Origin of the sequence: Dactylosporangium vinaceum (genome assembly GCF_019904175.1) — a bacterium.
In the GTDB taxonomy this organism is placed as follows: domain Bacteria; phylum Actinomycetota; class Actinomycetes; order Mycobacteriales; family Micromonosporaceae; genus Dactylosporangium; species Dactylosporangium vinaceum.
Map to the genome: position 1 here is coordinate 8527196 of NZ_CP061913.1, position 23308 is coordinate 8550503.

General features: G+C 73.6%; 20 protein-coding genes and 2 pseudogenes. 11 read left to right on the forward strand and 11 right to left on the reverse strand.

Annotated features, from left to right (window positions below; all coding sequences use genetic code 11):
- Window position 1 precedes the first annotated feature (1 nt).
- The 6 genes from Dvina_RS38190 to Dvina_RS38215 are packed head-to-tail and all read left to right on the forward strand — an operon-like array spanning window position 2 to window position 7058.
- Window positions 2-901, forward strand: coding sequence for an ABC transporter permease (locus Dvina_RS38190; protein ID WP_223094530.1), 900 nt, complete (start codon window positions 2-4; stop codon window positions 899-901).
- Window positions 901-1791 carry a carbohydrate ABC transporter permease gene (locus Dvina_RS38195; RefSeq protein ID WP_223094532.1) on the forward strand — a complete coding sequence of 297 codons (891 nt, stop codon included), beginning with the start codon at window positions 901-903 and terminating at the stop codon, window positions 1789-1791. Before Dvina_RS38190 ends, Dvina_RS38195 begins: the two co-directional genes overlap by 1 nt.
- Window positions 1775-4147, forward strand: a complete 2373-nt coding sequence (locus Dvina_RS38200; RefSeq protein WP_223094534.1) for a glycoside hydrolase family 2 protein — start codon at window positions 1775-1777, stop codon at window positions 4145-4147. Before Dvina_RS38195 ends, Dvina_RS38200 begins: the two co-directional genes overlap by 17 nt.
- A gap of 27 nt (window positions 4148-4174) precedes the next feature.
- Complete coding sequence (locus tag Dvina_RS38205) at window positions 4175-4915, forward strand: FadR/GntR family transcriptional regulator (RefSeq protein WP_223094536.1); 741 nt, start codon at window positions 4175-4177, stop codon at window positions 4913-4915.
- Between the two features lie 2 nt (window positions 4916-4917).
- Window positions 4918-6306 (forward strand): D-apionate lactonase family protein, encoded by a 1389-nt coding sequence (locus tag Dvina_RS38210; protein WP_223094538.1) that lies wholly within the window; start codon window positions 4918-4920, stop codon window positions 6304-6306.
- Window positions 6303-7058: an SDR family NAD(P)-dependent oxidoreductase gene (locus Dvina_RS38215; protein WP_223094540.1), complete on the forward strand. Its 756-nt coding sequence runs from the start codon at window positions 6303-6305 to the stop codon at window positions 7056-7058. The genes Dvina_RS38210 and Dvina_RS38215 overlap by 4 nt, the downstream gene beginning before the upstream one ends.
- Here the strand turns inward: Dvina_RS38215 and Dvina_RS38220 are convergent.
- The 5 genes from Dvina_RS38220 to Dvina_RS38240 are packed head-to-tail and all read right to left on the reverse strand — an operon-like array spanning window position 7045 to window position 12203.
- A complete protein-coding gene (locus tag Dvina_RS38220) occupies window positions 7045-8196 on the reverse strand; it encodes a four-carbon acid sugar kinase family protein (RefSeq protein ID WP_223094542.1) in 1152 nt (383 codons plus the stop codon). The two genes, Dvina_RS38215 and Dvina_RS38220, sit on opposite strands and share 14 nt — an antisense overlap.
- 8 nt (window positions 8197-8204) lie before the next feature.
- Entirely contained in the window at window positions 8205-9170 is a 966-nt protein-coding gene (locus Dvina_RS38225; protein WP_223094544.1) for an NAD-dependent epimerase/dehydratase family protein, read from the reverse strand.
- Window positions 9171-9172: 2 nt separating this feature from the next.
- Window positions 9173-10258 carry a transketolase family protein gene (locus Dvina_RS38230; RefSeq protein ID WP_223094546.1) on the reverse strand — a complete coding sequence of 362 codons (1086 nt, stop codon included), beginning with the start codon at window positions 10256-10258 and terminating at the stop codon, window positions 9173-9175.
- A complete protein-coding gene (locus Dvina_RS38235; RefSeq protein WP_223094548.1) occupies window positions 10258-11133 on the reverse strand; it encodes a transketolase in 876 nt (291 codons plus the stop codon). Before Dvina_RS38235 ends, Dvina_RS38230 begins: the two co-directional genes overlap by 1 nt.
- Before the next feature lie 35 nt (window positions 11134-11168).
- Entirely contained in the window at window positions 11169-12203 is a 1035-nt protein-coding gene (locus tag Dvina_RS38240; protein ID WP_223094550.1) for an alcohol dehydrogenase catalytic domain-containing protein, read from the reverse strand.
- Window positions 12204-12293: 90 nt separating this feature from the next.
- Between Dvina_RS38240 and Dvina_RS38245 the strand changes: the two genes are divergently transcribed.
- Complete coding sequence (locus Dvina_RS38245) at window positions 12294-13739, forward strand: hypothetical protein (RefSeq protein ID WP_223094552.1); 1446 nt, start codon at window positions 12294-12296, stop codon at window positions 13737-13739.
- A gap of 157 nt (window positions 13740-13896) precedes the next feature.
- The gene (locus tag Dvina_RS38250; protein ID WP_223094554.1) at window positions 13897-15171 is read left to right on the forward strand and encodes an aminotransferase class I/II-fold pyridoxal phosphate-dependent enzyme; all 1275 of its coding nucleotides are present in this window, start codon (window positions 13897-13899) and stop codon (window positions 15169-15171) included.
- Here the strand turns inward: Dvina_RS38250 and Dvina_RS38255 are convergent.
- The gene (locus Dvina_RS38255) at window positions 15168-15911 is read right to left on the reverse strand and encodes a class I SAM-dependent DNA methyltransferase (RefSeq protein ID WP_223094556.1); all 744 of its coding nucleotides are present in this window, start codon (window positions 15909-15911) and stop codon (window positions 15168-15170) included. The two genes, Dvina_RS38250 and Dvina_RS38255, sit on opposite strands and share 4 nt — an antisense overlap.
- A gap of 64 nt (window positions 15912-15975) precedes the next feature.
- On the opposite strand from Dvina_RS38255, the pseudogene Dvina_RS55825 reads away from it, so the two are divergent.
- Window positions 15976-16308: pseudogene (locus tag Dvina_RS55825) on the forward strand (hypothetical protein); the annotation flags it as partial.
- Between the two features lie 70 nt (window positions 16309-16378).
- On the forward strand, window positions 16379-18175 hold the full coding sequence (locus Dvina_RS38260; protein WP_223094558.1) for a transglutaminase TgpA family protein: 1797 nt from the start codon (window positions 16379-16381) through the stop codon (window positions 18173-18175).
- 81 nt (window positions 18176-18256) lie between these two features.
- On the opposite strand, the gene Dvina_RS38265 is transcribed toward Dvina_RS38260, so the two are convergent.
- From Dvina_RS38265 to Dvina_RS55835, 3 genes and pseudogenes are all read right to left on the reverse strand, one after another.
- Window positions 18257-19288 carry a LacI family DNA-binding transcriptional regulator gene (locus Dvina_RS38265; protein ID WP_223094561.1) on the reverse strand — a complete coding sequence of 344 codons (1032 nt, stop codon included), beginning with the start codon at window positions 19286-19288 and terminating at the stop codon, window positions 18257-18259.
- A gap of 13 nt (window positions 19289-19301) precedes the next feature.
- Entirely contained in the window at window positions 19302-19454 is a 153-nt protein-coding gene (locus Dvina_RS55830; protein ID WP_425516580.1) for a hypothetical protein, read from the reverse strand.
- A 15-nt stretch (window positions 19455-19469) separates the two neighbouring features.
- Window positions 19470-19586, reverse strand: a pseudogene (locus tag Dvina_RS55835) (hypothetical protein); the annotation flags it as partial.
- A gap of 35 nt (window positions 19587-19621) precedes the next feature.
- Here Dvina_RS55835 and Dvina_RS38275 point away from each other — a divergent pair.
- The gene (locus Dvina_RS38275; protein ID WP_223094565.1) at window positions 19622-21874 is read left to right on the forward strand and encodes a DUF8189 domain-containing protein; all 2253 of its coding nucleotides are present in this window, start codon (window positions 19622-19624) and stop codon (window positions 21872-21874) included.
- A gap of 7 nt (window positions 21875-21881) precedes the next feature.
- Here Dvina_RS38275 and Dvina_RS38280 read toward each other — a convergent pair whose 3' ends face one another.
- Both Dvina_RS38280 and Dvina_RS38285 read right to left on the reverse strand, forming a co-directional pair.
- Window positions 21882-21974 (reverse strand): winged helix-turn-helix domain-containing protein, encoded by a 93-nt coding sequence (locus tag Dvina_RS38280; RefSeq protein WP_223094567.1) that lies wholly within the window; start codon window positions 21972-21974, stop codon window positions 21882-21884.
- A gap of 38 nt (window positions 21975-22012) precedes the next feature.
- Entirely contained in the window at window positions 22013-23308 is a 1296-nt protein-coding gene (locus tag Dvina_RS38285; RefSeq protein WP_223094569.1) for a glycosyltransferase family 2 protein, read from the reverse strand.

The window sequence follows — 23308 nt, forward strand, 5'->3', positions numbered from 1 at the left end:
GATGACGACCGCGACCCGCGTGCTCCGGGAACGGTGGATGTACCTGTTCATCGTCCCCGGCGTGCTCTACTTCACCGTCTTCCAGTACGTCCCGATGATCGGCAACCTGGTCGCCTTCAAGGACTACTCCCCGTTCATCGGCTTCGCCGCCAGCCCGTGGGTCGGCCTGCGCAACTTCACCGAGCTGTTCGGCGACGCGGAGTTCACCAACGCGCTGCGCAACACGCTGCTGATCAGCCTGCTGCAGGTCGTCGTGGCCTTCCCGGCGCCGATCCTGCTCGCCCTGCTGCTCAACAGCCTGCTGTCGGAGCGGGTCAAGCGGTTCGTGCAGTCGGTGGTGTACCTGCCGCACTTCTTCGGCTGGGTCATCGTCATCTCGATCTGGCAGGCCGTCGCCGGCGGCGTGGGCCCGGTGGCCGACCTGCTGCACGCGCTGGGGTTCGGGCAGCAGAACCTGATGGCGAACCCGGACACGTTCCTGGGCCTCGTCACCGCGCAGGTCGTGTGGAAGGAGATCGGCTGGGGCACCATCATCTTCTTCGCCGCGATCTCCGCCATCCCCCTCGAACGCTACGAGGCGGCCGCGGTCGACGGTGCCGGCGGCTGGCGGCGGACCTGGCACATCACGCTGCCCGGCATCAGCGGCGTCATCGTGCTGCTGCTCATCCTGCGCCTCGGCACCGTGCTCAGCGTCGGCTTCGAACAGCTGCTCCTGCAGCAGCAGGCGGTCGGGGCCGGCGCGGCCGAGGTCGTCGACACCTTCGGCTACTACCGCGGCGTCGTCGGCGGCGAGTGGGGCCTGGCCACCGCGGCCGGGCTGTTCAAGGGCGTCATCGGCACCGTCCTGGTGATCGCGGCCAACCGGATCGCGAAGCGCACCGGCAACGGAGGGCTCTTCTGATGGCCGTCACGCACCGCCCCCCGTGGATGGCCACGCCCCGGTGGCCGCTGCAGACCCTCAAGGCCGTCGTCATCGCCGCGATCGTCCTGGTGATGCTGTACCCCTTCATCTACGTGGTCGCCGGGAGCTTCGCCGCGAACGCGCACAGCATCCTCGGCGGGCTGCTGCCGGAGGACTACTCGCTGCAGGCGTACCGGCAGATCTTCGGCGGCGACGTCGTCCTGCGCTCGCTCGCCGTCTCCGTCGCCGTCACCCTCGTCGGCACCGCCCTGTCGATGGTCGTGTCGATCGGCATGGCCTGGGGCCTCACCCGCACCCGGGACGTGCCGGGCACCCGGTTCGTGCTCTACGCCGTCATCGGCACCATGCTGTTCACGGCCGGCGTCATCCCCAACTACCTGCTCGTGAAGTCGCTGGGCCTGATCGACTCGTACCTGTCGCTGATCCTGCCGGTCGTGGCCAGCGCCTTCAACATCGTGGTGCTGCGCAACTTCTTCATGGAGATCCCACGCGACATCGTCGACTCGGCCCGCATCGACGGGGCCGGCGAGTGGCACATCCTGGTGCGCATCGTGCTGCCGCTGTCCAAGGCCGTGCTCGCCGTCGTGGCGCTGTTCTACGCGGTGGGGTACTGGAACGACTTCTTCAACGCCCTGCTGTACCTCGACGACTCGCAGAAGTGGCCGATCCAGCTGGTCCTCAACCAGTACGTGATCCGCGGCGAGAGCCTCAGCACCTCGGCCCAGGCGAGCGCGGCCGCGGCCCGGCTGCCCGCCGAGTCGCTCAAGATGGCCGTCGTCGTCATCGCCACCACGCCGATCCTCATCGTCTACCCGTTCCTCCAGCGGTACTTCACGAAGGGCGTGCTCACCGGTGCGATCAAGGATTGACGGCGGCTGGACGCTGCGGGACTCCACCGGCCGGGAGTTTCCGGCTACGGTCCCCGGCTGCGTGCACACGGACCTGCTCGCCGCCGGGGCCATCGCCGACCCGCACCTCGGCGACAACGAGGTCGCCACGCAGTGGATCGGGCACCGGGACTGGCGCTACCGGACCACCTTCGACGCCGCCCCGGGCGCCCGGTCCGACCTGGTCTTCCACGGCCTCGACACCCTGGCCACCATCACGTGCAACGGCGTCGAGCTGGGCCGGACCGAGAACATGCACCGCAGCTACCGCTTCCCGGTCGACGGGCTGCTGCGCGCCGAGGGCAACGAGCTGACCGTCGAGCTCGCATCGGCCGAGCGCTTCGCCGCGGCGCGGACCGCCGAGACCGGCGGCGACTGGCCGAACCCGTTCCACCGGCCCTATCCGGTGATCCGCAAGATGGCCTGCAACTTCGGCTGGGACTGGGGGCCGGACCTGGTCACCGCGGGCATCTGGCGGCCGGTCGAGCTGCACACCTGGCACACGGCCCGGCTCGCGTCGGTGCGCCCGGTCGTCACCCGGGCCGGCGACACGTGGACCGTCACGGTGCACGTCGAGCTCGAGTACGCCGACGGGCCCGCGGACGTGACGGTCGAGGCGTCGGTGGCCGGGGTGCGGGCCTGCGCACCGGGGCCGGGCGCCATCGCGCTGACGGTGACCGACCCGGCGCTCTGGTGGCCGGCCGGGCACGGCGAGCAGCCGCTGTACGAGCTGGAGGTGCGACTGTCCACAGGGGATAGCTGGCGCCGCCGGATCGGGTTTCGCACGGTCGCGCTCGACACCGGCGACGACGAGATCGGCAGCCGGTTCGTGCTGCTCGTCAACGACCGGCCCGTCTTCGCCCGCGGCGTCAACTGGATCCCCGACGACACCTTCGTGACCCGCACGGGGCCGGGCGAGTACCGGCACCGGCTGACCCAGGCCCTCGACGCCAACGTCAACCTCGTGCGGGTCTGGGGCGGTGGACTGTACGAGACCGACGCCTTCTACGACGTGTGCGACGAGCTCGGACTGCTGGTGTGGCAGGACTTCCCGTTCGCCTGCGCGGCGTACCCGCAGGACGGGCGGCTGGCCCGCGAGGTCGAGGCCGAGGCGCGCGAGGCGATCGTGCGGCTCGCCCCGCACCCCAGCCTGGCCCTGTGGAACGGCAACAACGAGAACATCTGGGGCTGGTTCGACTGGGACTGGCGGGAACCGCTGCGCGGCCGGGCCTGGGGCGAGTCCTACTACCTGGACCTGCTGCCGCGGCTCGTCGCCGAGCTGGACCCGTCCCGGCCGTACTGGGCGGGCAGCCCGTACTCCGGCTCGATGGACCGCCACCCGAACGACGACCGGCACGGCGTGAGCCACGTGTGGAACGTCTGGAACGAGGAGGACTACCTGGCCTACCGGGGGCGCACGCCGCGGTTCGTGGCCGAGTTCGGCTACTCGGGGCCGCCGACCTTCTCGACGTACACCCGCGGCATCGGTGACAGCGCGGACGGGCATCAGAAGGCGGCCGACGGTGACGCCAAGCTCGACCGCGGCCTCGCCGACCACTTCGGCACCGGCCGGGCCGAGCTGGAGTTCGACGACTGGCTCTACCTGACCCAGCTCGTCCAGGCCCGGGCCGTGCAGGTGGGTGTCGGGCACTTCCGCTCGGCCCAGCCGACCTGCATGGGTACCGTCTGGTGGCAGCTCAACGACTGCTGGCCCGGCCCGTCCTGGGCGGTGATCGACGGCGACCGGCGGCGCAAACCGGCCTGGTACGCGCTGCGGGACATGTACGCGCCCCGCCTGCTGAGCATCCAGCCGGGCCGCGCCGGGCTCGAACTGGTGCTGGTCAACGACACCGACGAGGGCTGGGCCGGCACGGCCGCGGTGACCCGGCACGACTTCGACGGCCGGGCCCTCGCCGCCGGCACCGTCGCGGTGTCCTGCCCGCCCCGGGGCGTGCGCCGCTTCCGGCTCCTCGGTGAGCCCGGCCGGCCGGAGCGGGAGCTGCTGCGGGTCGCGTTCGACGGGCGCACGGCCGACTGGTTCTACCGCGAGGACCGCGACCTCGAGTACCCGCCGGCCGAGTTCACCGCCACCGCCGACGCGGACGGCGTCACCGTCACCGCGGCCACCCTCCTGCGCGACCTCTGCCTGTTTCCGGACCGCCTCGACCCGGCCGCCGAGACGGACCGGATGCTCGTCACGCTCCTGCCCGGGGAGACCGCCCGGTTCGCGCTGCGCGCCGCCGCCCCGCTGCCGGCGGCCGCGCTGGTGAGCGCCCCGGTGCTGCGGTGCGTCAACGACAGGTACCGCTGTGCACAGGAGGGAGCCCGTTTGGCATGATGGAATACCACAATCCAGGGAGGTGCAGTGACCGACGAAGCCGTCCAGTTCCCCACGCTCGAACGGGCGCCCACGCTGTCGGACCGGGTGACCGACAGCGTGCTGCAGATGATCTCGAGCAACGCCCTGAAGCCGGGCGACCGGCTCCCGTCCGAGCGCGACCTCGGCGTGCGCTTCGGCGTCTCCCGCACCGTGGTGCGCGAGGCCCTGCGCTCCCTCGCCGCGAAGGGCGTCCTCGACGTCCGGTCGGGCAGCGGCGCGGTCGTGGCCCGGGTCGGCGTCGACACGGCCAGCCAGACGCTGCGGCTGTTCGTGCAGGGCTCCCGCGCGGGCACCGACGGCGACCTGCTGCGCTACGAGCAGATCAACGACGTCCGGGAGATGCTCGAGACGCGGGTCGCGCGGATCGCCGCCCGCGAGGCGCAGGCCGCCCACCTCGACCGGCTCCGCGACCTGCACGCGCAGATGGAGGCGGCCAAGGACGACGTCGAGCTGGCCTCGTCCCTGGACGTGGCGTTCCACCGCCAGATCGCCGTGGCCACCCGCAACCCGCTGTTCGTCGTCATGCTCGACTCGATCGAGCCGGCGCTGCTGGAGATCCGGCGCAAGACCCTCGGCTCGCCCGACCGGCCGGACAAGGCGCTGCGGGCGCACGCGCTGATCCTCGAGCGCATCGTGGCCGCCGACCCCGAGGGCGCCGAGCGGGCCATGAACGAGCACCTCGCCGACTCGCGGGCGGTCTGGGCCGCGCTCGGGGGTGCCGTCTAGCCATGCGCCTGGCCACCGGCGGCGCCGCGGTCACCGTCGCCGACAACGCCCTGCGGGACGTCCGCATCAGCGGCTTCCGCGCGCTCGACGCGATGATGGTCACCGTTCGCGACGCCGCGTGGGGCACCTACCCGGCCGACGTCCGCGTCGTGGCCGGGTCGGCGACGGGGGCCACGCTGCTCGGCGTCCACGGCGACGTCTTCCGCTGGGAGGGCACCGTCGAGCTGGGCCCCGCCGCTGTCCGGTTCGAGATGCGCGGCACCGTCCTGCGCGACGTGGACAGCCGGCGCATCGGCGTGTGCCTGCTGCACCCGCTCGCCCTGGCCGGCCGGGCCATGCACACCGACATCGGCTCCGGCACGTTCGGCGTCGCGATCGACCCGCACCCGCCGGCCACCGGCTTCCGCGTGCTGCGCTACGACGCCGGCGTGCCCGTCACCATCGAGCTCAGCGACGTGTTCGAGATGGAGGACCACCGCAACTGGTCCGATCCCGGCTGGAAGAGCTACTCGCCGCCGCTGACCGGGGGCGGTCCGCGCCGCTTCCGCGCGGGCGAGGAGCTCCATCGCAGCGTCACGGTCAGCGGGCCGCTGACCTCGGTGCCTTCCATCGAGGTGTACGGCCGCGACTGCATCGATGTGACGCCGGCGACCCTGGCCGCGGGGCCCCTGCCCGCGCGCGTCGGCGCCGTCGCGCTGATCTCGGACTCGGCGGCGTGGCTGCGCGCGGCGGCCGAGCGGGTGGCCGAGCGGGGTGCGACACGGGTGGCGGTCTTCGACCCCGCGACGCACACGACCGCGCCGGGCACGGCCGCGCTCGTCCGCGCGGTGCTGCGCGACGGCGGGTGCGACGCCCCGGTCGGCGGCGGCTCCCGGGCCCACCTGGCCGAGCTCAACCGGCTCACCGGCGGCGGACCGCAGGACTGGGACTTCGTCACCTTCCCGATCACCGCCCAGGCCCACCACAGCGACACGCCCTCGGTCCTGGCCACCGTCCACGCGATGCCGTTCATGGTCGAGCAGGCCGCGCGGATCGCGCCGGGCCTCCCGCTCGTGGTCGGGCCCCTGGCGCTGCGGCGCCGGGCCGACGCCAACTCCCCCGCTTCCCCGCTCGACCCGCCCGATCCGCGCGAGGCCTCCCCCGCCGGCGCGGCCTGGCTGCTCGGCAGCGTCATCGCCCTGCGCCGCGCGGCCACCGTGACAGTGCTGTTCGACGGTGCGCCGGGCGGGCTGCTGCGCCGGCTGCACGCCCTGCGCGGCCGGCCGTTCATCGGGGTGCCGACCGGCGACCCGGACATCCTGGCCGCCACCGTGCCCGGTGAGGCGACGTGCACCGCCACCCTGATCCCCGGCCGGCCCGCGGCCACCATCACCGAGGAAGGCCACCTATGAACCGGTTGTCCGGCAAGGTCGGCGTCATCACCGGCGCGGCGGGCGGCATCGGCGCCGCGGCGGCCCGGACCTTCGCGGCCGAGGGCGCGGTGGTCGGCCTGCTCGACCGGCCCGGCCACGCCCTCGATGCGCTGGCCGCCGAGCTCGGGCCGGCCGCGGTGGCGCTGCCCGCCGACGTGACGGGCGAGGCGTCGGTGGCCGCCGCGTTCGCCGCCTGGGCCGGGGCCCACGAGCGGGCCGACTTCGTCTACGTGTGCGCGGGGCAGCAGCTGCACGACGTCGACGGCCGGGCCGGGGACGTGTCCCTCGACACCTGGGAGCGGACCATCGCGGTGAACCTCACCGGGGCGTTCCTCACCGTCAAGCACGCGCTGCCGGCGCTGTGCGCGGCCCCGTCGGGCTCGCTGATCCTGTGCGGCTCGCCGACGGGTCTGAGCATGTCCGGCGGGGGCAACACCGCGTACGGCGCGTCGAAGGCGGGCATGATGGCCCTCGCCCGGATCGTCGCCGCCGACTACGCCGCCGAGGGTGTGCGGGCCAACATCATCGTGCCCGGCACCACCCGCACCCCGCTCATCGAGCCGCTGCTGGCCGACCCGCAGGTGCACGCCGCGCTGCTGGCCGGCGCCCCGATCGGCCGCCTGGGGACCCCGGCCGACCTGACCGGCATCGCCGTGTTCCTGGCCGGCGACGAGTCCCGCTACGCCACCGGCGCCACGTTCGCCGTGGACGGCGGCCTCACCGTGCGCTGAAGTAGCCGACCATCCGGGCGAGGGTGCCGGCGTCGCCGATGTTGCCCGGCACGACCGCCAGGGGCACCCCGCCGACCTCCCACAGCGGGATGCCGGTCTCGAGCTGGCCGCGCACCGTGGCCACCGCCCCGCCGAGGCCCGTGGTCGCCACCTCGGCCGAGGTGATCCCGCCCTTGCTGATGACGGCGTCGACGGCCGGCGCGACAGCGCGGGTCACCGCCATCAGCCCGGCCATCACGGCGGCCCCGTCGGCGAGGCTGCCGTGCTCGGCCCGGCGCCGCCGCTCGGTCGTGACGACGGCGATCCCGGTCGCGGCCAGCCGCTGCCGGGCCTGCGCCACGATTGCCGGCGCGGGCGCGCCGGCGCCGTCGGTCGGCAGCTCCAGCCGGGGCAGGCCGAGGGCGTCCAGCTGGGCGGTCGCGGCGGCGGTGTGCGACCCGCAGACCACCAGCAGCCGCTCGGCCCGGGTGGACGGCCGGACCAGCCGGCCGGGCACACCCCCGATGCGCGCGGCCAGCGGGGCGGCGCAGCGCACGACGACGTGGCGACCGGCCGCCCGGGCCGCCGCGAGCCCGGCGACGATCGGGGCGAGGTCGGCGTCGCACTCCACGTCGGGGATGACGACGCCGCCGTCCGGGGTCTCCAGCAGCGCGGCGCGGAGCGGGCCGCCGCGCCTGACGAGCGTCACCGGGCGCCGCCCGCCGAGCTCGTGCACCCAGTCGGTCATCGTGCGGGCGGTGAAGCCGAACACCGGATCGCGGGCGAACTCGGTGTCGGCGACGTTGACCGCGGCGCCACCGGCGGTGAGGTAGTGCACGCCGCCGACCGTGACCCGCCCGGCGGCGGGGTACGCGGGCACGATCAGGCCCACGCCCCGGCGCAGGCCCAGCGCCCCCATCTCGGCGAACACGTGCCCGCGCAGCGTGGAGTCGCCGCGCAGGACGAGGTGGTGCCCCGGGCCGATCCGGTCGCGCAGCCCGGCGACGAGCGCGAAGGCGGCGTCGCGGGTCAGCGCCCGGGTGTTGGTCAGCACGTAGACACACGCGCTCCCGGGCGGCAGCGGGCCCACCGCGGCCGGGCGCAGCAGCACCTCGACCCCGGCCGCGCACTGGGTGCCGGTCGGGTCGTCGTCAAGCACGACGACTGTCATCGCCCGGCCGGCCAGGCCGCGACGATGCGGTCGTAGGTCGCCCGCTCGGACGTGTCGACCGGGCCCGGGGTGCGGTGGCGCAGGCCCTCCGCGATGCCGCGGGCCCAGGGGACGGTGGAGGCGAAGCCGAGGTCGCGGGCGGCGGCGGTGCAGTCGAAGACGTTGTCGTACTGGAAGTTGTGCACGCACCAGAACGCGGCCTGCGGCGCGAGCTCACCCAGGACCGCGACGGGGATCTTCACGAAGTGCGGCTCGACGCCGAGCGCGTCCGCGACCGCGCGCCAGTACTCCTCGAACGTCAGCACCTCCGCCCCCGTCACGTTGTAGGCCCGGCCCGCGGCGGGGCGCGCGGTCGCCGCGACGAACGCGCGGGCCACGTCGTCGCGGTGCCCGGCGGCCCAGCGGCTGGTGCCGTCGCCGTGCAGGATGACCGGCTGCCCGGCGATCAGGCGCTCCACGGCCAGGTCGAAGGAGCCGATCGACGCGACGGCGTGGTCGGCGTAGGTGGCGGCCGGCCGCAGGATCGTGAGCGGCAGCCCGGCCGCGCGCAGGACCTCCTCGCTGCGGGCCTTGTCGTGGGCGTAGGCGAAGGCCGGGTCCGGTGCGCGCTCGTGCCGCTCGTCGACGGGCAGGTAGTGGGCGGGCTTGGTGTAGACGTCGACGGTGCTGCACATGACGTAGTGCGGCGTGCGCCCACCGAACGCCTCGATCGCGGCCCGGGCGTCCGCCGGGGTGTAGCAGAGCATGTCCACGACGGCGTCGTGGCCGTCGCCGTGCGCGTCCCAGGCCGCCCCGAGGGCGTCCACGTCCGCGCGGTCGCCGTGGACCGTGGTGACCGCGTCGCCGAACGGCGGGGCGCCGGTGCCCCGGTTGAGCAGCGTGACGCGGTCGCCGCGGTCCAGCAGCCGCCGGGTGATGGCGGTGCTGATCAGGCCGGTGCCGCCGAGCACGAGGGTCCGCACGGTCAGCGGCGCAGCACGGCGGCGCGGTCGTCGGCCGTCCACAGCGGCTCGGCGACCAGCCGGGTGGTGGCCCGGCGCTCGTGCATGCGCCGCGCGACGGTGGCGATCCCGGCGCCGTCGAGGCCGTAGTAGCGGTACAGGTGGGTCGGCGGGCCGACGAGCGCGAACTCGTCGCGCAGGCCGTGCTTGTGCACAGGCGTGCCGACGCCCGCGGCGGCGAGGGCCTCGACCGTCAGGGTGCCGAGGCCGCCCTCGACGGTGTGCTCCTCCACGGTGACCACGCTGCGGTGGGCGGCGGCGAGCTCGGCGACCGCGGCGGCCGGGAACGGCTTGAGCGTGTGCACGTCGGCGACCGTCGCCGCGACACCGTCGGCGGCCAGCGACCGGGCGGCGGCGAGCGCCTCCTGGACCATGACGCCGGTCGCGAGCAGCAGGACGTCGTCGCCGCGGGCCAGGACGGTGGGCCGGTCGAGGCGGAGCTGGTCGACGCCGGTGTAGACGGTCTGCTCGCGGCCGCGGCCGATGCGGAAGTAGACCGGGCCGTCGTGCTCCACGGTGCCGCGCAGCAGGGCCTCGGTGGCGACCGGGTCGGCCGCCGAGACCACCATCAGGCCCGCGACCGCGCGCAGGGCGGCGATGTCCTCGGTCGCGTGGTGCGACGTGCCGAAGAAGCCCATCGAGATGCCGGCGTGCGTGCCGAGGACCCGGACCGGCAGCCCCGGGTAGGCGAGGTCGGTGCGGATGTTCTCGTAGCCGAGGATCGCCGAGAAGCAGGCGAACGTGCACACGTACGGGATGAGCCCGGTGGTGGCCAGGCCGGCCGCGGCGCCGAGCATGTTGCGCTCGGCGATGCCGTAGTAGAGGAACCGCTCGGGGTGGCGGGCGCCGAAGACGGCCAGGCGGGTCACGTACGTCAGGTCGGCGCAGCCGACGACGATGCGGGGGTCGGTGTCGGCCAGGTCGGCGAGGACCCGCCCGGCCGCGAAGTCGGCGCCCTCGTCCCGCCCGACGTGGTCGAACGAGGCCGGATCGCGCAGATCGGCGACGTTGCGCGAGCCGTCGGGGGCGATGTTCATGGCGGTGCGCATCAGTGGCCCTCCCGGTGGAACATGCGGCGGATCGACGCGACGGCGCGGTCGCGGTCGACCCCGCCGAGGTAGCCGACGTGCCACTCGGCCATGCCCTCGATGAAGTCCACGCCCCGGCCGGCGACGGTGTCGGCGACGAGCACTGTCGGCGGCCCGTCGGGGTCGGCCGCGCGCCGCTCGTCGAAGGCCCGGTAGGCCGCGAGCAGGTCGGCGTGCGAGTGCCCGTCGACGCGCTCGGCGTGCCAGCCGAACGCGGCGAAGCGCCCGTCGATCGGCTCGAAGTCGAGCAGGTCGCGGGTGAAGCCGTCGACGCTCACCCGGTTGACGTCGACGATCGCGAGCAGGTTGGCCAGGCCGCGGTGGCCGGCGTAGGCGGCGGCCTCCCAGACCTGGCCCTCGTTGAGCTCGCCGTCGCCGAGCAGCACCACGACCCGGCTGTCACGGCCGGCCAGGCGGACGCCGTCGGCCATGCCGGTGCCGATCGACAGCCCGTGGCCGAGCGAGCCGGAGGAGAAGTCGATGCCCGGGATCTTGCGCATGTCCGGGTGGTCGCCGAGCGGGCTGCCCAGCCGGGTGAAGGTGCCGAGCGTGCTCTCGGGGAAGAAGCCGAGATCGGCCAGGATCGGGTAGAGCGCCGAGCAGGCGTGGCCCTTGCCGAGCACGAACCGGTCGCGGCCCGGCCACTGCGGCTCGCCGGGGCGCACCCGCAGGAAGCCGTAGTACAGCGAAACCAGTATCTCCATGCAGGAGAAGCTCGGCCCGTAGTGCCCGGAGCCGGCCACCTCGACGAGCTCGAGATTCGCCAGGCGCATCTCGATGCTGCGCTCCCGTAGCCGCGACACGACGTCCGTATCGGCGGCGAGTGCCTCAGTCATGCAATCCCCTCCTGGATTGGTATATTGGCATGCCATCACTCCAGCAGGCAAGAGATGACCACCTTCTCGGCCTCGTGCGGGTTCGCCACCGCGAAGCGGATCGCCGCGGCGACCTCGGTGAGGCCGAACTCGTGGGTGACCCAGTCCGCCACCACCCCGGCCCGGCGGGTCACCAGGTCGACGGCCGCCGGGAACTCCCCCGCCGAGTTGCGGGAGCCGAGCAGGTTGAGCTCCTTGCGGCTCAGGTCGCTGACCGTGAGCGCGACCTCGGCGGTGGAGATGCCGACAGCGACGACGGTGCCGGAGTGGGCGACCACGTCGACGGCCAGCCGCAGCAGCGCCGGCACGCCCGTCGCCTCGATGACCACCGCCGCCCCGGCACCGCGCGTGAAGCCGGCGACGGCGGCGGCGAGGTCCTCGGCGCCGGTGTCCACGACCCGGGCGGCCCCGGCCCGGCGGGCCAGGTCGAGCCGGGCGGCGATGCGGTCGGCGGCGAGCACCCGGGCGCCGCGGTCGGCCGCGGCGAGCACGGCGGCCAGGCCGATCGGGCCCGCCCCGAGCACCACGACGTCGTCACCGGGCCCGACCCCGCCGCGACCGACCGCGTGCAGGCCGATGGCGACCGGCTCGCTCAGCACCGCCACGCGGGCCGGCAGGTCACCCGCGGGCACCAGCTGGTCGAGCGGGACGGCGACGTGATCGGCCAGCCCGCCGGGGACCTGGACGCCCATGACGGTGACGGCGACGCAGCAGTTGGGCCGGCCGCGGCGGCACGGGAAGCAGTGCCCGCAGCCGCGCAGCGGGTTGACCACCACCCGGTCGCCGACGGCGAGCGGGCCGCCGCTGTCCGCGGGCAGCGCGGCGACCACCCCGGCCATCTCGTGCCCCTGCACCTGCGGGAAGACGGCGTAGGGGTGGGTGCCGTCGAAGATGTGGTAGTCGGAGCCGCACAGCCCGACCGCCTCGACCCGGACGACCGCCCGCCCCGGCGAGGGGCTGGGCGTCTCGACGGTCCGGAGCTCCAGGCGCCCCGGGGCCAGCGTGACCGCGCTCCGCGATGTCTGCGTCATAGCCAGCAGCATACGCGGCGTTGACATACAGCATGTGGCATACCATCATACGGATCCTGTCAGATCGATACCGATAAACAGGAGGGCACCATGAGACTCCGCAGCTGGCTTGCCGCCACAAGCGTGCTGGCGGCAGGCGTCGGTGGCGCGATCGCCGTGCAGTTCTCCGCATCGGCGGCCACCAGCACCATCGAGGACACCAGCACCACCGGCGTCGCGTTCGCCGGCACCTGGGCGGCGTGCAGCGGCAACTGCGCCAAGGCCGCCGACAACAGCTTCAAGTGGACGTCCACGGCCGGGTCGAGCGTCACCGTGAGCTTCACCGGCAACCAGATCAAGCTCTTCGGCATGACCGAGCCGTGGGACAACATCGCCACGGTCGCCATCGACAACGGCGCCACCACCGACGTGGACTTCTACACGCCCGCGGTCTCCGCCACGACCGTCCAGGTGTACTCGTCACCCGCCCTCACGCAGGGCAGCCACACGCTCAAGCTCACCATGACCAGCCGGCGCAACCCGGCCTCGAGCGGCGGCAGCTCGATCACGTTCGACAAGGCCGTCGTCACCTCCGCCACCACCACCCCGCCGCCGGCCACCACCTACGTCAGCGGCCTGCCGTGGAACTCGGGCGTCGGCCCGCAGGACCAGAGCACGGCCAGGGTCACCGACTTCGTCAACCTCCGCGGCGCCCCGGTGGACAACGTCGTGCTCTTCCCGGCCCGGGACAACTGGTCGGTGATGAGCGCCGGCTGGGACATCGCCTCCGGCCTGCCGAGCGGGTTCAACGCCGCGAAGCAGGACCTGGTCGCCACCGTGCCGCTGTGGCCGGGTGACCGCTCCGTCGGCAGCACCGGCAGCCAGGCCGACTGGCAGGGCCTGGCCAACCGGATCAAGGCGGTCGACGCCAACGCCTACGTCCGCCTCGGCTGGGAGATGAACCTGCCCGGCTGGCACTGGAAGGTCGGCGACGGCACCAAGAACGACTACGACGGCAACCTGATCCCGGACAACCGGGCGCAGTGGCAGGCCGCGTTCATCCAGGCCGCCCAGTGGATCAAGGCGGCCGCCCCCGGCCTGCGCATCGTCTGGAACCCCAACTACGGCGCCGACCAGACCTGCACGAACTGCACGCGCACGATCTTCCAGAACGTCAAGCAGTACGTCGACGTCTACGCCATCGACACCTACGACGCCTGGAACCCGGACCTCGGTACGGCCGGCACGAGCGAGCACATCGCCCGCCTCACCGACACCATGAACTACGCCGCCGCCAACAACAAGAAGTGGGCGATCCCGGAGTGGGGCCTCGGCTGCAACACCTCCGGGTGCCAGTGGGCCGGGCACGCCGGTGGCGACAACCCGCAGTACATCCACGACTACCTGACGTTCTTCAAGAACAACTCGGCGAACCTGGCCTTCGAGTCCTACTTCGACGAGCCGGGCTCCTACATCCGCTCGGCGCTGTCGGTGACGCCGATCGGCCCGAACGCCCCGGCGAAGTACCGGGCCGACATCACCGCCTACAAGGTCTGAGCACCACGAGGGCGCCGGAGCACTTCGGCGCCCTCCGCGGCGTGACCACCGGAGTGCATGGGCGACGGGGGTATTCCGCATCACGTCGCAGAACCCTCCCGTGGCGGCACCCGTGTACCGATTGGCGACATCGGTACACGACCGCGAAGGGACGCACATGGCGAAGGCCGACGACATGCTCCAGGCGCTCGACGAGCTGATCTCCGACGGGGTACGGCGGGGGCTGGTGCACAACACCGCCGAGGACGAGCGGCTCGACGGGCGCCTGATCACCGTGGGCGGTGCGCCGATGGTGAACTTCGGGTCGTGCAGCTACCTCGGGCTGGAGACGCATCCGGCGCTGAAGGCCGGGGTGATCGACGCCGTGGAGCGGTTCGGGACGCAGTTCTCCTCGTCCCGGGCGTACCTCTCCTCGCCCGGCTATCCGATCGTGGAGGACGCCCTGGCCCAGCTGTTCGGGCGGCCCACGATCCTGGCCCCGAGCACCAGCATGGGCCACCTCGCCGCCATGCCGGTGGTCATCGGCGGCGACGACGTGCTCCTGCTCGACCACCAGGTCCACCACAGCGTGCAGACCGCCGCGAAGCTGGTGCAGGCCCAGGGCACGCGGGTCGACCTGCTCCCCCACAGCGACCTGCGCACCCTGCGCCGGCGCCTCGAGGAGCTGGGCGGCTCGCACCGGCGCGTCTGGTACGCCCTCGACGGCCTCTACAGCATGTACGCCGACTTCGCGCCGTTCGCCGCGCTCAACGAGCTGATGGCCGAGTTCGGGCAGCTGTGGCTGTACGTCGACGACGCCCACTCGTTCTCGTGGACCGGGCACCACGGCCGTGGCCGGGCGCTCGGGGAGCTCAGCGCCCTGGCCCTGTCCCGCAGCGTCGTCGCGGGCTCGCTGAACAAGTCGTTCGCGGCCGCGGGCGGCGCGCTGACGTTCCCCGACGCCGAGATGCGCCGCCTGGTGTTCGCGGTCGGCGGGCCGCTCATCTTCTCGGGCCCGGTCCAGCCGCCGATGCTCGGCGCGGTGCTCGCGTCGGTCCGGCTGCACCGCACACCCGAGGTGGCCGCGCGGCAGGACGTGCTGCTGGAGCGCATCCGGCTGTTCAACCGGCTCGCGGCCGAGCACGGGCTGCCGGTCGTGAGCCGCAGCGAGGCCCCGATCCGGTGCATCGGCGCGGGCGGGCCGCGGGTCGCCTACAACCTCACGGCCCGGCTGCGCGCAGCGGGGTACTTCACGGATGTCGCCACGGCACCCGCGGTACCGTCGAAGCGCTCCGGCTCCAGGATCACCATCACCGCACATCACGGCGCGGCTGATGTCCTGGGGATCGTCGAGGCTCTCGCCGACGCCCTCCCCCGGGCCCTCGCCGAGGAGGGCGAGAACGTGACGACCCTGCGCCGGGCGTTCCACCGCCAGCTGCAGCGGGCCGCCTAGGGCAGGACCGGCTTCTCCCAGACGGACACGTGCTGGGCGCTGTCGCTGGTGAACGGGGCGCCGTGCCAGTCGGCCCAGCGCTCGCACAGGTGCAGCCCGGCGAGCTGGGCCATCAGGTCCAGCTCGGCCGGCCACACGTAGCGGAACGGGATCGAGCGGAAGCCGCCGCGGCCGTTGACGACCTCCACGTAGTTGGAGCTCATCGACTGGGTCGCGACGTCGTAGAGGTCGTAGGCCCAGCGGGTCTCGCTCGCGTGGAACGGCACGGCGTCCTGGCCCGGCGGGAGGCGGCGCAGGTCCGGCATCATGACCTCGATGACGAACCGCCCACCGGGCTGCAGGTGCGCGGCGACGTTGCGGAAGCACGCGACCTGGGCCGCCTGCGTCGTCAGGTTCATGATCGTGTTGAAGACGAGGTAGGCCACCGAGAACGCGCCGTCGACGGTGGCCGTGGCGAAGTCGCCGATCGTCACGCCGACCGCGTCGCCGCCGGGCTTCTCGCGCAGCCGGGCGACCATGGCCCGGGACAGGTCGATGCCGTGCACGGGGACGCCGCGGGCGGCCAGCGGCAGGGCGATCCGGCCCGTGCCGATGCCGAGCTCCAGCGCCCGGCCGCCGTCGGCGAGGCGGACGAGGGCGTCGACGATCGGCTCGACGACCGCGGGGTCGGCCATGTCCGCCGACGACTCGTCGTACCGGGCCGCGACCCGCTCCCCGAAGTACCCATCCTGATCGATCACCGCAGGACCCTATCGCGGGCCCGCGCGGAGGCAACCTCGACCCGGGGCCAGGCGTTCTATTGACATGGACCAACGCGTGCGGCTGACCCCCGTCGCTCTCGGCGCGGCCGCGCTCGCCGCGGTGCCGCTCGTCAACGTCGTCGGCGGCTATGCCTGGGCCTGGCAGTCGGCGCTGGTCCTGACGGCGATGGGGCTCGCCGGGATGCTGGCGCGGCGGCTGCGGTGCCCGGCCTGGCTCGCGAGCGGTGCGATGGCGGCCGCGGCCCTGGCCGGGCTGGCCTGGCTGTCCGGGGACCGGCCCGGCGAGCTCGCCGGCCTGGGGATCGCGGACCTGCGCCGGTTCGCCGCGCCGGTCGACGAGCACGACGGGGTGCGGTTCCTGACCGTGGCCGGGGTCGCGGCGCTCGGGCTGGTCGTCGACGCGCTGGTGGTGCAGGCGCGGCGGCCGGCGCTGGCCGGGCTGCCGATTGCTCGCGGTCTACACGGTGCCGGTGGCGGTGCTCGACGAGTCGACGAGCTGGTGGCCGTTCGCGCTCGGGGCGCTCGGGTTCGTGTGGCTGCTCGGCACCGACCGGATCGCCCTCGTGCGCGGGTTCGGCCGGCACTTCGGCGGCGACGGGCGGCCCGCCGCGGCGTCGCTGGCCGCGGCCGGGCGGCTGCTCGGGCTCATCGGCGTCGCCGTCGCGGTGGCGCTGCCGTTCCTGCTGCCGGCCGCGCTGCCCGCCCACCGCCCGTGGGAGGCCGGGGCCGGCACGTCCGGGCGCGGCGACGCCGGCTCCGTCGACCTGCTCGCGCTGCTGTCCGGCGAGCTCAACCGGCCGCAGCGGGTCGACCTGCTCGAGGTCACGAACGTCGACGACGCCGCGCCCGGCAACCTGCGCCTCGCCGCGCTCGAACGGCTCACCAGCCAGGGCTTCGAGCCGCTGCCGCCCGGGGCCGCCGGGCCCGTCGCGGCCGGCCTGCCCCGCCCGGCCTGGGGTCCGCAGGTGCAGGCCGGCGCCCATCGCGCCGACATCCGCATCGGCGAGCGCTTCCACACCGGCACACTGCCCGTCTACCCGTGGCCGACCGGGGTCCGGGGCGTCGACGGGAGCTGGCTGTTCGACCCGCGGACGCAGATGGTGTACTCCGGCACGCGCACCACCGCCGGCCTGCGGTACACGGTCGAGTACGTCCGGCCGGAGGTCACCCCCGAGCAGCTGCGGCGCGCGCCCGCCGTGGACCCGGACGACCCGGCCCTGCGCGACGTGCTGAGCGTGCCGCCGAACCTGGTCGTGCAGTCCCTGCTGCCCGGCCTGCTCGCCGGGCGGGCCACCGAGCTCGACCGGGTCGCCGCGATCAAGGACTTCTTCGCCCCGGCCAACCACTTCGTCTACGACACGACGACCGGTCCGGCGACGGGCGGCGCCGCCATCACGGACTTCCTGCAGAACCGGCGCGGCTTCTGCACCCAGTACGCCGCCGCCTTCGCCTGGCTCCTGCGCGCGGCCGGCATCCCGGCCCGGGTGGCGATCGGCTTCGCCCAGCCCGCGGCCGGCGCCGGGCGGACGACCACGCTGACCAACCACGACCTGCACGCCTGGACCGAGGTGTACTTCCCCGGCTACGGCTGGCTGCCCTTCGACGCCACCCCGCCCGCCGCCACCGCCGCCCCCTCCCCGGCCCCGACGGCCCCGGTCAGTGCCACCGCGGCGCCCGGCCCCTCCGCCGCGGCCGTCGCGCCGACCGGCCCCGGCGCGGCACCGGCCGGGCCCGCGGCGCCCCCGTGGGCACTCAGCGGCCTCCTGCTCGCGCTGCTGGCCGCGCCCGCGCTGACCCGGGCCCATACGCGCCGGCGGCGGCGGCGCACCCGGGAGGCGTGGGCGGAGCTGCTCGACACGATGACCGACTACCGGATCGGGCCCGGCGGCGCCGACACCCCGCGGACCGTCGCCGGGCGCCTGAGCGGGCTGGGCGGCCGGGCCGCCGACGGCGTGCGCGCGCTGCAGCGGGCCGAGGAGCACGCCCGCTACGCGGCCCGGCCTTTGCCCGCCGGCGACCCGGCCGGCGACGACCTGTTCGCCGCCGTGCGCGCGGTCCGGTCCGGGCTGGCCCGGCTCGCGACGCGCCGGGCACGCCTGCGCGCCGCCGTGCTCCCACCGTCCGTGCTGCGGCGCTGGCGGGCCCGGCTCACGCTCAGCACTCCGTCACCGTCGGCCGGCCGTCGAGGAACGCGATCATCTGCAGGACCAGGAAGTTCCAGTTCTGGAAGTGCCGCGTCATGATCGGTTCGCCGCTGTCCGGGCATCCGGTGCCGGCGCGGATGCTGCACCTCGGGGAGATCGCCGGGCACGATGCGCCGGGTCTCAGGAGTGCGGCTGGCCGCTCGTGCTGGCCCGGACGACGAGCTCCGGTGTGAACACCTCGTGCTGGACCGCACCGGACTCGATGTTGCGCAGCAGCAGGTCGACGGCCACTGACCCGAAGTCCTCGTGCGGGGTGCGGATCGACGACAGCGGCACGATCGACGACTCCGCATACTCGATGTCGTCGTAGCCGATGACCGCGATGTCCTCCGGAATCCGGACCCCGGCCATGACGAACGCGTGCATGATGCCGATCGCCAGCAGGTCGTTGACGGCGAACACGGCGTCGGGGCGCAGCGCCGGGTCGCGGCTCACGATGCGGTGCCCGACGGCCCGCCCGGCCCGGATGGTGCGCTCGGCGATGTCGACGACCTCCAGGGTCGCCGTCCCGGCCTCGCGCACGGCCTGGCTGGCGCCCTGCAGCCGGCCGGCGACCTGCTGGATCGACAGCGGCCCGCCGACGAAGGCGATCCGGCGGCGCCCGATCGACAGCAGGTGCTCCCCGGCCAGGCGGCCGCCGACGACCTCGTCCACCGACACCGAGGGCTGCTTGTCGGAGACCGCGCGGGCGCCGATGAGCACGTTGGGGGTGCCGCGCTGGCGCACCTCGGCCAGCCGGTCCTCGAGGCGCTCGAACGACGCCACGAGCAGGCCCTTCACCCGGTAGCGCTCGAACAGCCCGATGTACTGGTCCTCGCGCTCGCGATTGCCGTGCGCGTTGACGACGAACACGGCCAGCCCGTGCTCGGCCGCCCGGGTCTCCACGCCCTCGACCAGGGTGAAGAAGAACGGGTTGGCGAAGTCCGGCGCGATGTACGCGATGGCGTTGCTCTCCCCGAGCCGCAGCTGCCGGCCGACGATGTTCGGGACGAACCCGAGCTCCTGGATCGCGGAGCGGATCCGCTCGGCCTTCTCGTCGGAGACCCGCTCCGGATGGTTGAGGTAGTGCGAGACCGTGCCCAGCGCGACGCCCGCGTGCTTCGCCACCTCGCGAATGCCGACCTTGTTCACGCCGCCGCCCCGCTCGCTCAACTACCCAGACCTTTCACGGTGCGATGGACTCTCGCGGCACGAGCCGGAAGCGCGGACGCACACCGGTCAGGACGCGCTGGACATCATCCACCATGTATTCGAAGAATCGCGCCTCGGCGGCGTCCGTCACCCCCGCGATGTGCGAACTGAGGAACACGTCAGGCATTGTGCGCAGCGGCGAGTCGATCGGCAAGGGCTCCGGCTCGACGACGTCGAGGCCGGCTACTGAGCGGTGCCGGTGCCTCCAGCGCGGAAGTCCGGCGTGGAGGAGTACCCCCGCAGGCTCTGCTATTGTCACTCTAAGTGATCAACTCATAGCACGGGGTGATGGTCATGCGGGGCAGGCTCGGAATGGTCGCGGCGACCGTTGCCGTTGTGGTCGGTGGGGTCGGCGCCGTGGCTCGGGCCGCGCCCGGGGAGGGGACCGTGTACGGCGATGCCGGGGCGGTGTACTCCGGGTACGTCGTGCAGCTCAAGGATGCCCCCGGGGCCCTGGACGCGGCCGCCGCGGCGGACCTGGTGTCCGCGCGGGCCGCGGATCTGGCGCAGCGGTTCGGGGGGACGGTGCGCGAGCAGTACAGCAGCGCGCTGTCCGGGTTCGCGATCGGCGGGATCAACGAGACGCAGGCCCGGCAGCTCGCGGCGGCGCCCGAGGTGGAGCGGGTCGAGCGCAACGTGCTGATCCGGCGGGCGGCGCGACCGCCGGTCACCGCCACCGGCACGCAGAGCGGGCCGTCGTGGGGGCTCGACCGGATCGACCACCACGAGCGCAGCATCGACGGCGCGTTCGACTATCCGAACACGGCGCCGGGGGTCACCGCGTACATCGTCGACGGCGGGATCCGGATCAGCCACAACGACTTCGCCGGGCGGGCCGCCTACGGGCGCAACTTCGTCGACCGGGTCACGAACCCGATAAACGACCCGGCCAACGCGAACAACAGCAACGACCCGGCCAACGCCAACGACTGCGACGGGTACGGCACCCACGTGGCCGGCACGGTCGGCGGGACCACCTACGGCGTGGCCAAACAGATCGCCCTCGTCGCGGTCCGGGTGCTCGACTGCCTCAGCGCCGGGTTCATCTCCGAGATGGTCGGCGGCATCGACTGGGTCACCGCGCACGCCCAGCATCCGGCCGTGGCCGTGTTCGACGTGTGGACCGCCCGGACCATCCTCATCGACGCCGCCGTCCAGCGCTCGATCGGCTCCGGGGTGACCTGGGTGGCGCCGGCCGGGGACTGGTACGAGGGCGGGTACAACGCCTGCTACTACTCGCCGGCGGGCGGGGCCGACACGATCGTCGTCGGGGCGTCGAGCTACTACGACAGCCCGGCCTACTACTCCAACTACGGCGGCTGCCTCGACATGTGGGCGCCCGGTGACAGCATCCCGGGCGACGGCATCGCCTCGGACGTGGACCAGACGACGATGAGCGGCTCGTCGATGGCGGCGGCGTACGCGACCGGGGCGGCGGCGCTCATCCTGCAGGCGCACCAGAACTACACGCCGACGCAGATACGCAACGCGCTCGTGCAGAGCTCGACGGTCGGCGCCCTGGACATGAAGGCGATCCCGGCCTACGCGTCGGCGGCGAGCCAGAACCGGCTGCTGTACGTCCGCCAGGCCGAACCGTCGCGCCCGGTCGGCAAGACCCAGACCCTGTTCAACCCCAAGTACGGCACCACCGAGGTCTACGCCCGCTCCGACAACGCCGACCACCTGATGTACGCGTACTGGTCCCGCGACTGGTCGGCCTGGATGGACCTGGGCGGGCCGATCGTCGGGGACCCGGCGGTGCTGTACAACCCGAACTACGGCACCACCGAGGTCTACGCCCGGCTGTCGAACAACCATCTCGGGTACCGCTACTTCCTCGGCGGCTGGTCCTCGTGGATCGACCTCGGCGGCAGCCTCGCGGGCAACCCGTCAGTCATCTTCAACCCGCACTCGGGCACGACGGAGGTGTACGTCCGCACGGCCGCGAACTCCCTCGCCTATGTCTACTACGCCGGCGGCTGGTCGGGCTGGACCGACCTCGGCGGGAGCCTGACCGGCGACCCGGGCGTCCTGTACAACCCGAAGTTCGGGACCACGGAGGCCTACGCGGTCACCGGCGGCGGGCTGGCGTACCAGTACTACCTCGGCGGCTGGTCGGGCTGGACCGGGCTCGGCGGCACGGTCCAGGGCACGCCGGCGGTGCTGTACAACCCGCGCTACGGCACGACCGAGGTCTACCTGCGCACCGCCGCGGACCAGCTCGCGTACGTGTACTACCTGGGCGGCTGGTCGGCGTGGACGCCGCTCGGCGGCGCGCTGGACCAGGACCCGGGCGTCATCTACAACCGCGCCTCCGGCACGACCGAGGTGTACGTCCACACGCCCGCCAACACCCTGCAGTACGTGTACTACCTGGGCGGCTGGTCGGGCTGGAACGACCTCGGCGGCACCACGGCGGGCAGCCCGGCGGTGCTGTACAACCCGCGCTTCGGCACCACTGAGGCGTACACGCTGGCCCAGGACGGGCACGCCTACTACAAGTACTACGCCGGCGGCTGGTCCGACTACATCGACATCACCGCCTGACCCGGCGTCACGGCAGCGGATCGAGGCGGTAGCCCCGGCCGTGCACTGTCTCGATGACCGCCGCCGCGCCCAGCTTCGCGCGCAGGTTGGAGATGTGCACGTCGAGGGTCCGGGAGCGGCCGGTCCGCGGCCCGGTGTCTACCGGACCGAGAGCACCGTGCGTCCGCCGGAGGCCGCGGTCGCCACCTTGAAGTGGGAGCCCAGCAGCTCGGCCACGTAGCCGAGGTCGGCGACGAACGGCAGCGGCAGCAGCGTGGCCGGGTCCGGGCCGCCGTCGGTCGCGACGAGGTCGATCCGGTCGGCCTTCATCAACCCCTTGGTGACGAAGAGGTTCAGGTCCTCCGGCATCATGAAGCGCCACAGGTCGATGTTGACGATCCGCTCGAACTGGCCGGTCTTGAAGTGCTGCAGCATCAGGCCCAGCAGGTGCCAGTTGGTCGGCGACGGCTCGGCGGCGTGGTCGAACGTGTGCGAGCCCTCCCCCAGGGCCAGCCCGGCCACCCCGAACCCGATGGCCAGCGTGCGCGTCGACGCCAGGTCCTCGTCGCCCGCCGGGCGGCCCAGGCCGAGGCGGCGGCAGGCGGCGATCGCGTCGCCGTACAGGCGCACGCGGCCCAGGATCTCGCCGAGCGTGCCGGGGCTGTGCATCGCCTCGAAGTCCCAGCGGCGGTGCTTGCGGGTCACGTAGCCGATGTTGTCCAGGGTGGCCAGCAGCGCGCGGGTCGGGCGGTAGTGCGGCAGGTGGTACGCGACAGCGTCGTCGCTGAGCGCGAACACCTCCGGCGCGCCGCCGTGGTGGTGGAACACCCGGTAGAACAGTTCGGTGTCCTCCAGGCCCCAGCGGACCATCGCCTCGTCGAAGCCCCCGACCGCGGCGAACGTGGCCCGGTCCATCGACACGTTGTGGCTGAAGCCGAGCAGCCACGGCGCCCGCTGGAAGTCGGCCCGGTGCTGCGGCAGGACCACGTTCACGTCCCGGGGATCGCCGCGGTATCCGTCGAGCATCGCGGCCGTCAGCGGCTCGCCGCGACGCAGGGCGTCGACCCCGGCCCAGTCGATGTCGAAGCGCCGGCCCAGCAGCACGCCCGGGCGGCCCCCGCGTCCGGCGTGGAAGCCGGCGTGCAGGCCGAGCAGGTCCGGGTGCGCCACGGTGTCGGAGTCCAGGAAGACCAGGACGTCCGCGCGCGCCGCGGCCGCGCCGGCGTTGCGGTTCGCGGACCGGCCCCGGTTCTGCTCGGCCCGCACGCACGCGATGGTGAGGCGGTCGGCGTACTTGTCGGCCACCGGGGCGAGCGGGGCCGGCGAGCCGTCATCGCACACGATCACCTCGAACTCCCCGGCCGGCAGCGTCTGCCGGGTGAGCGACCCGAGCGTGACGTCCAGCTGCGAGGCGTTGTCGTAGGCGGGAATGATCACGCTCAGGCGGACCGTCAT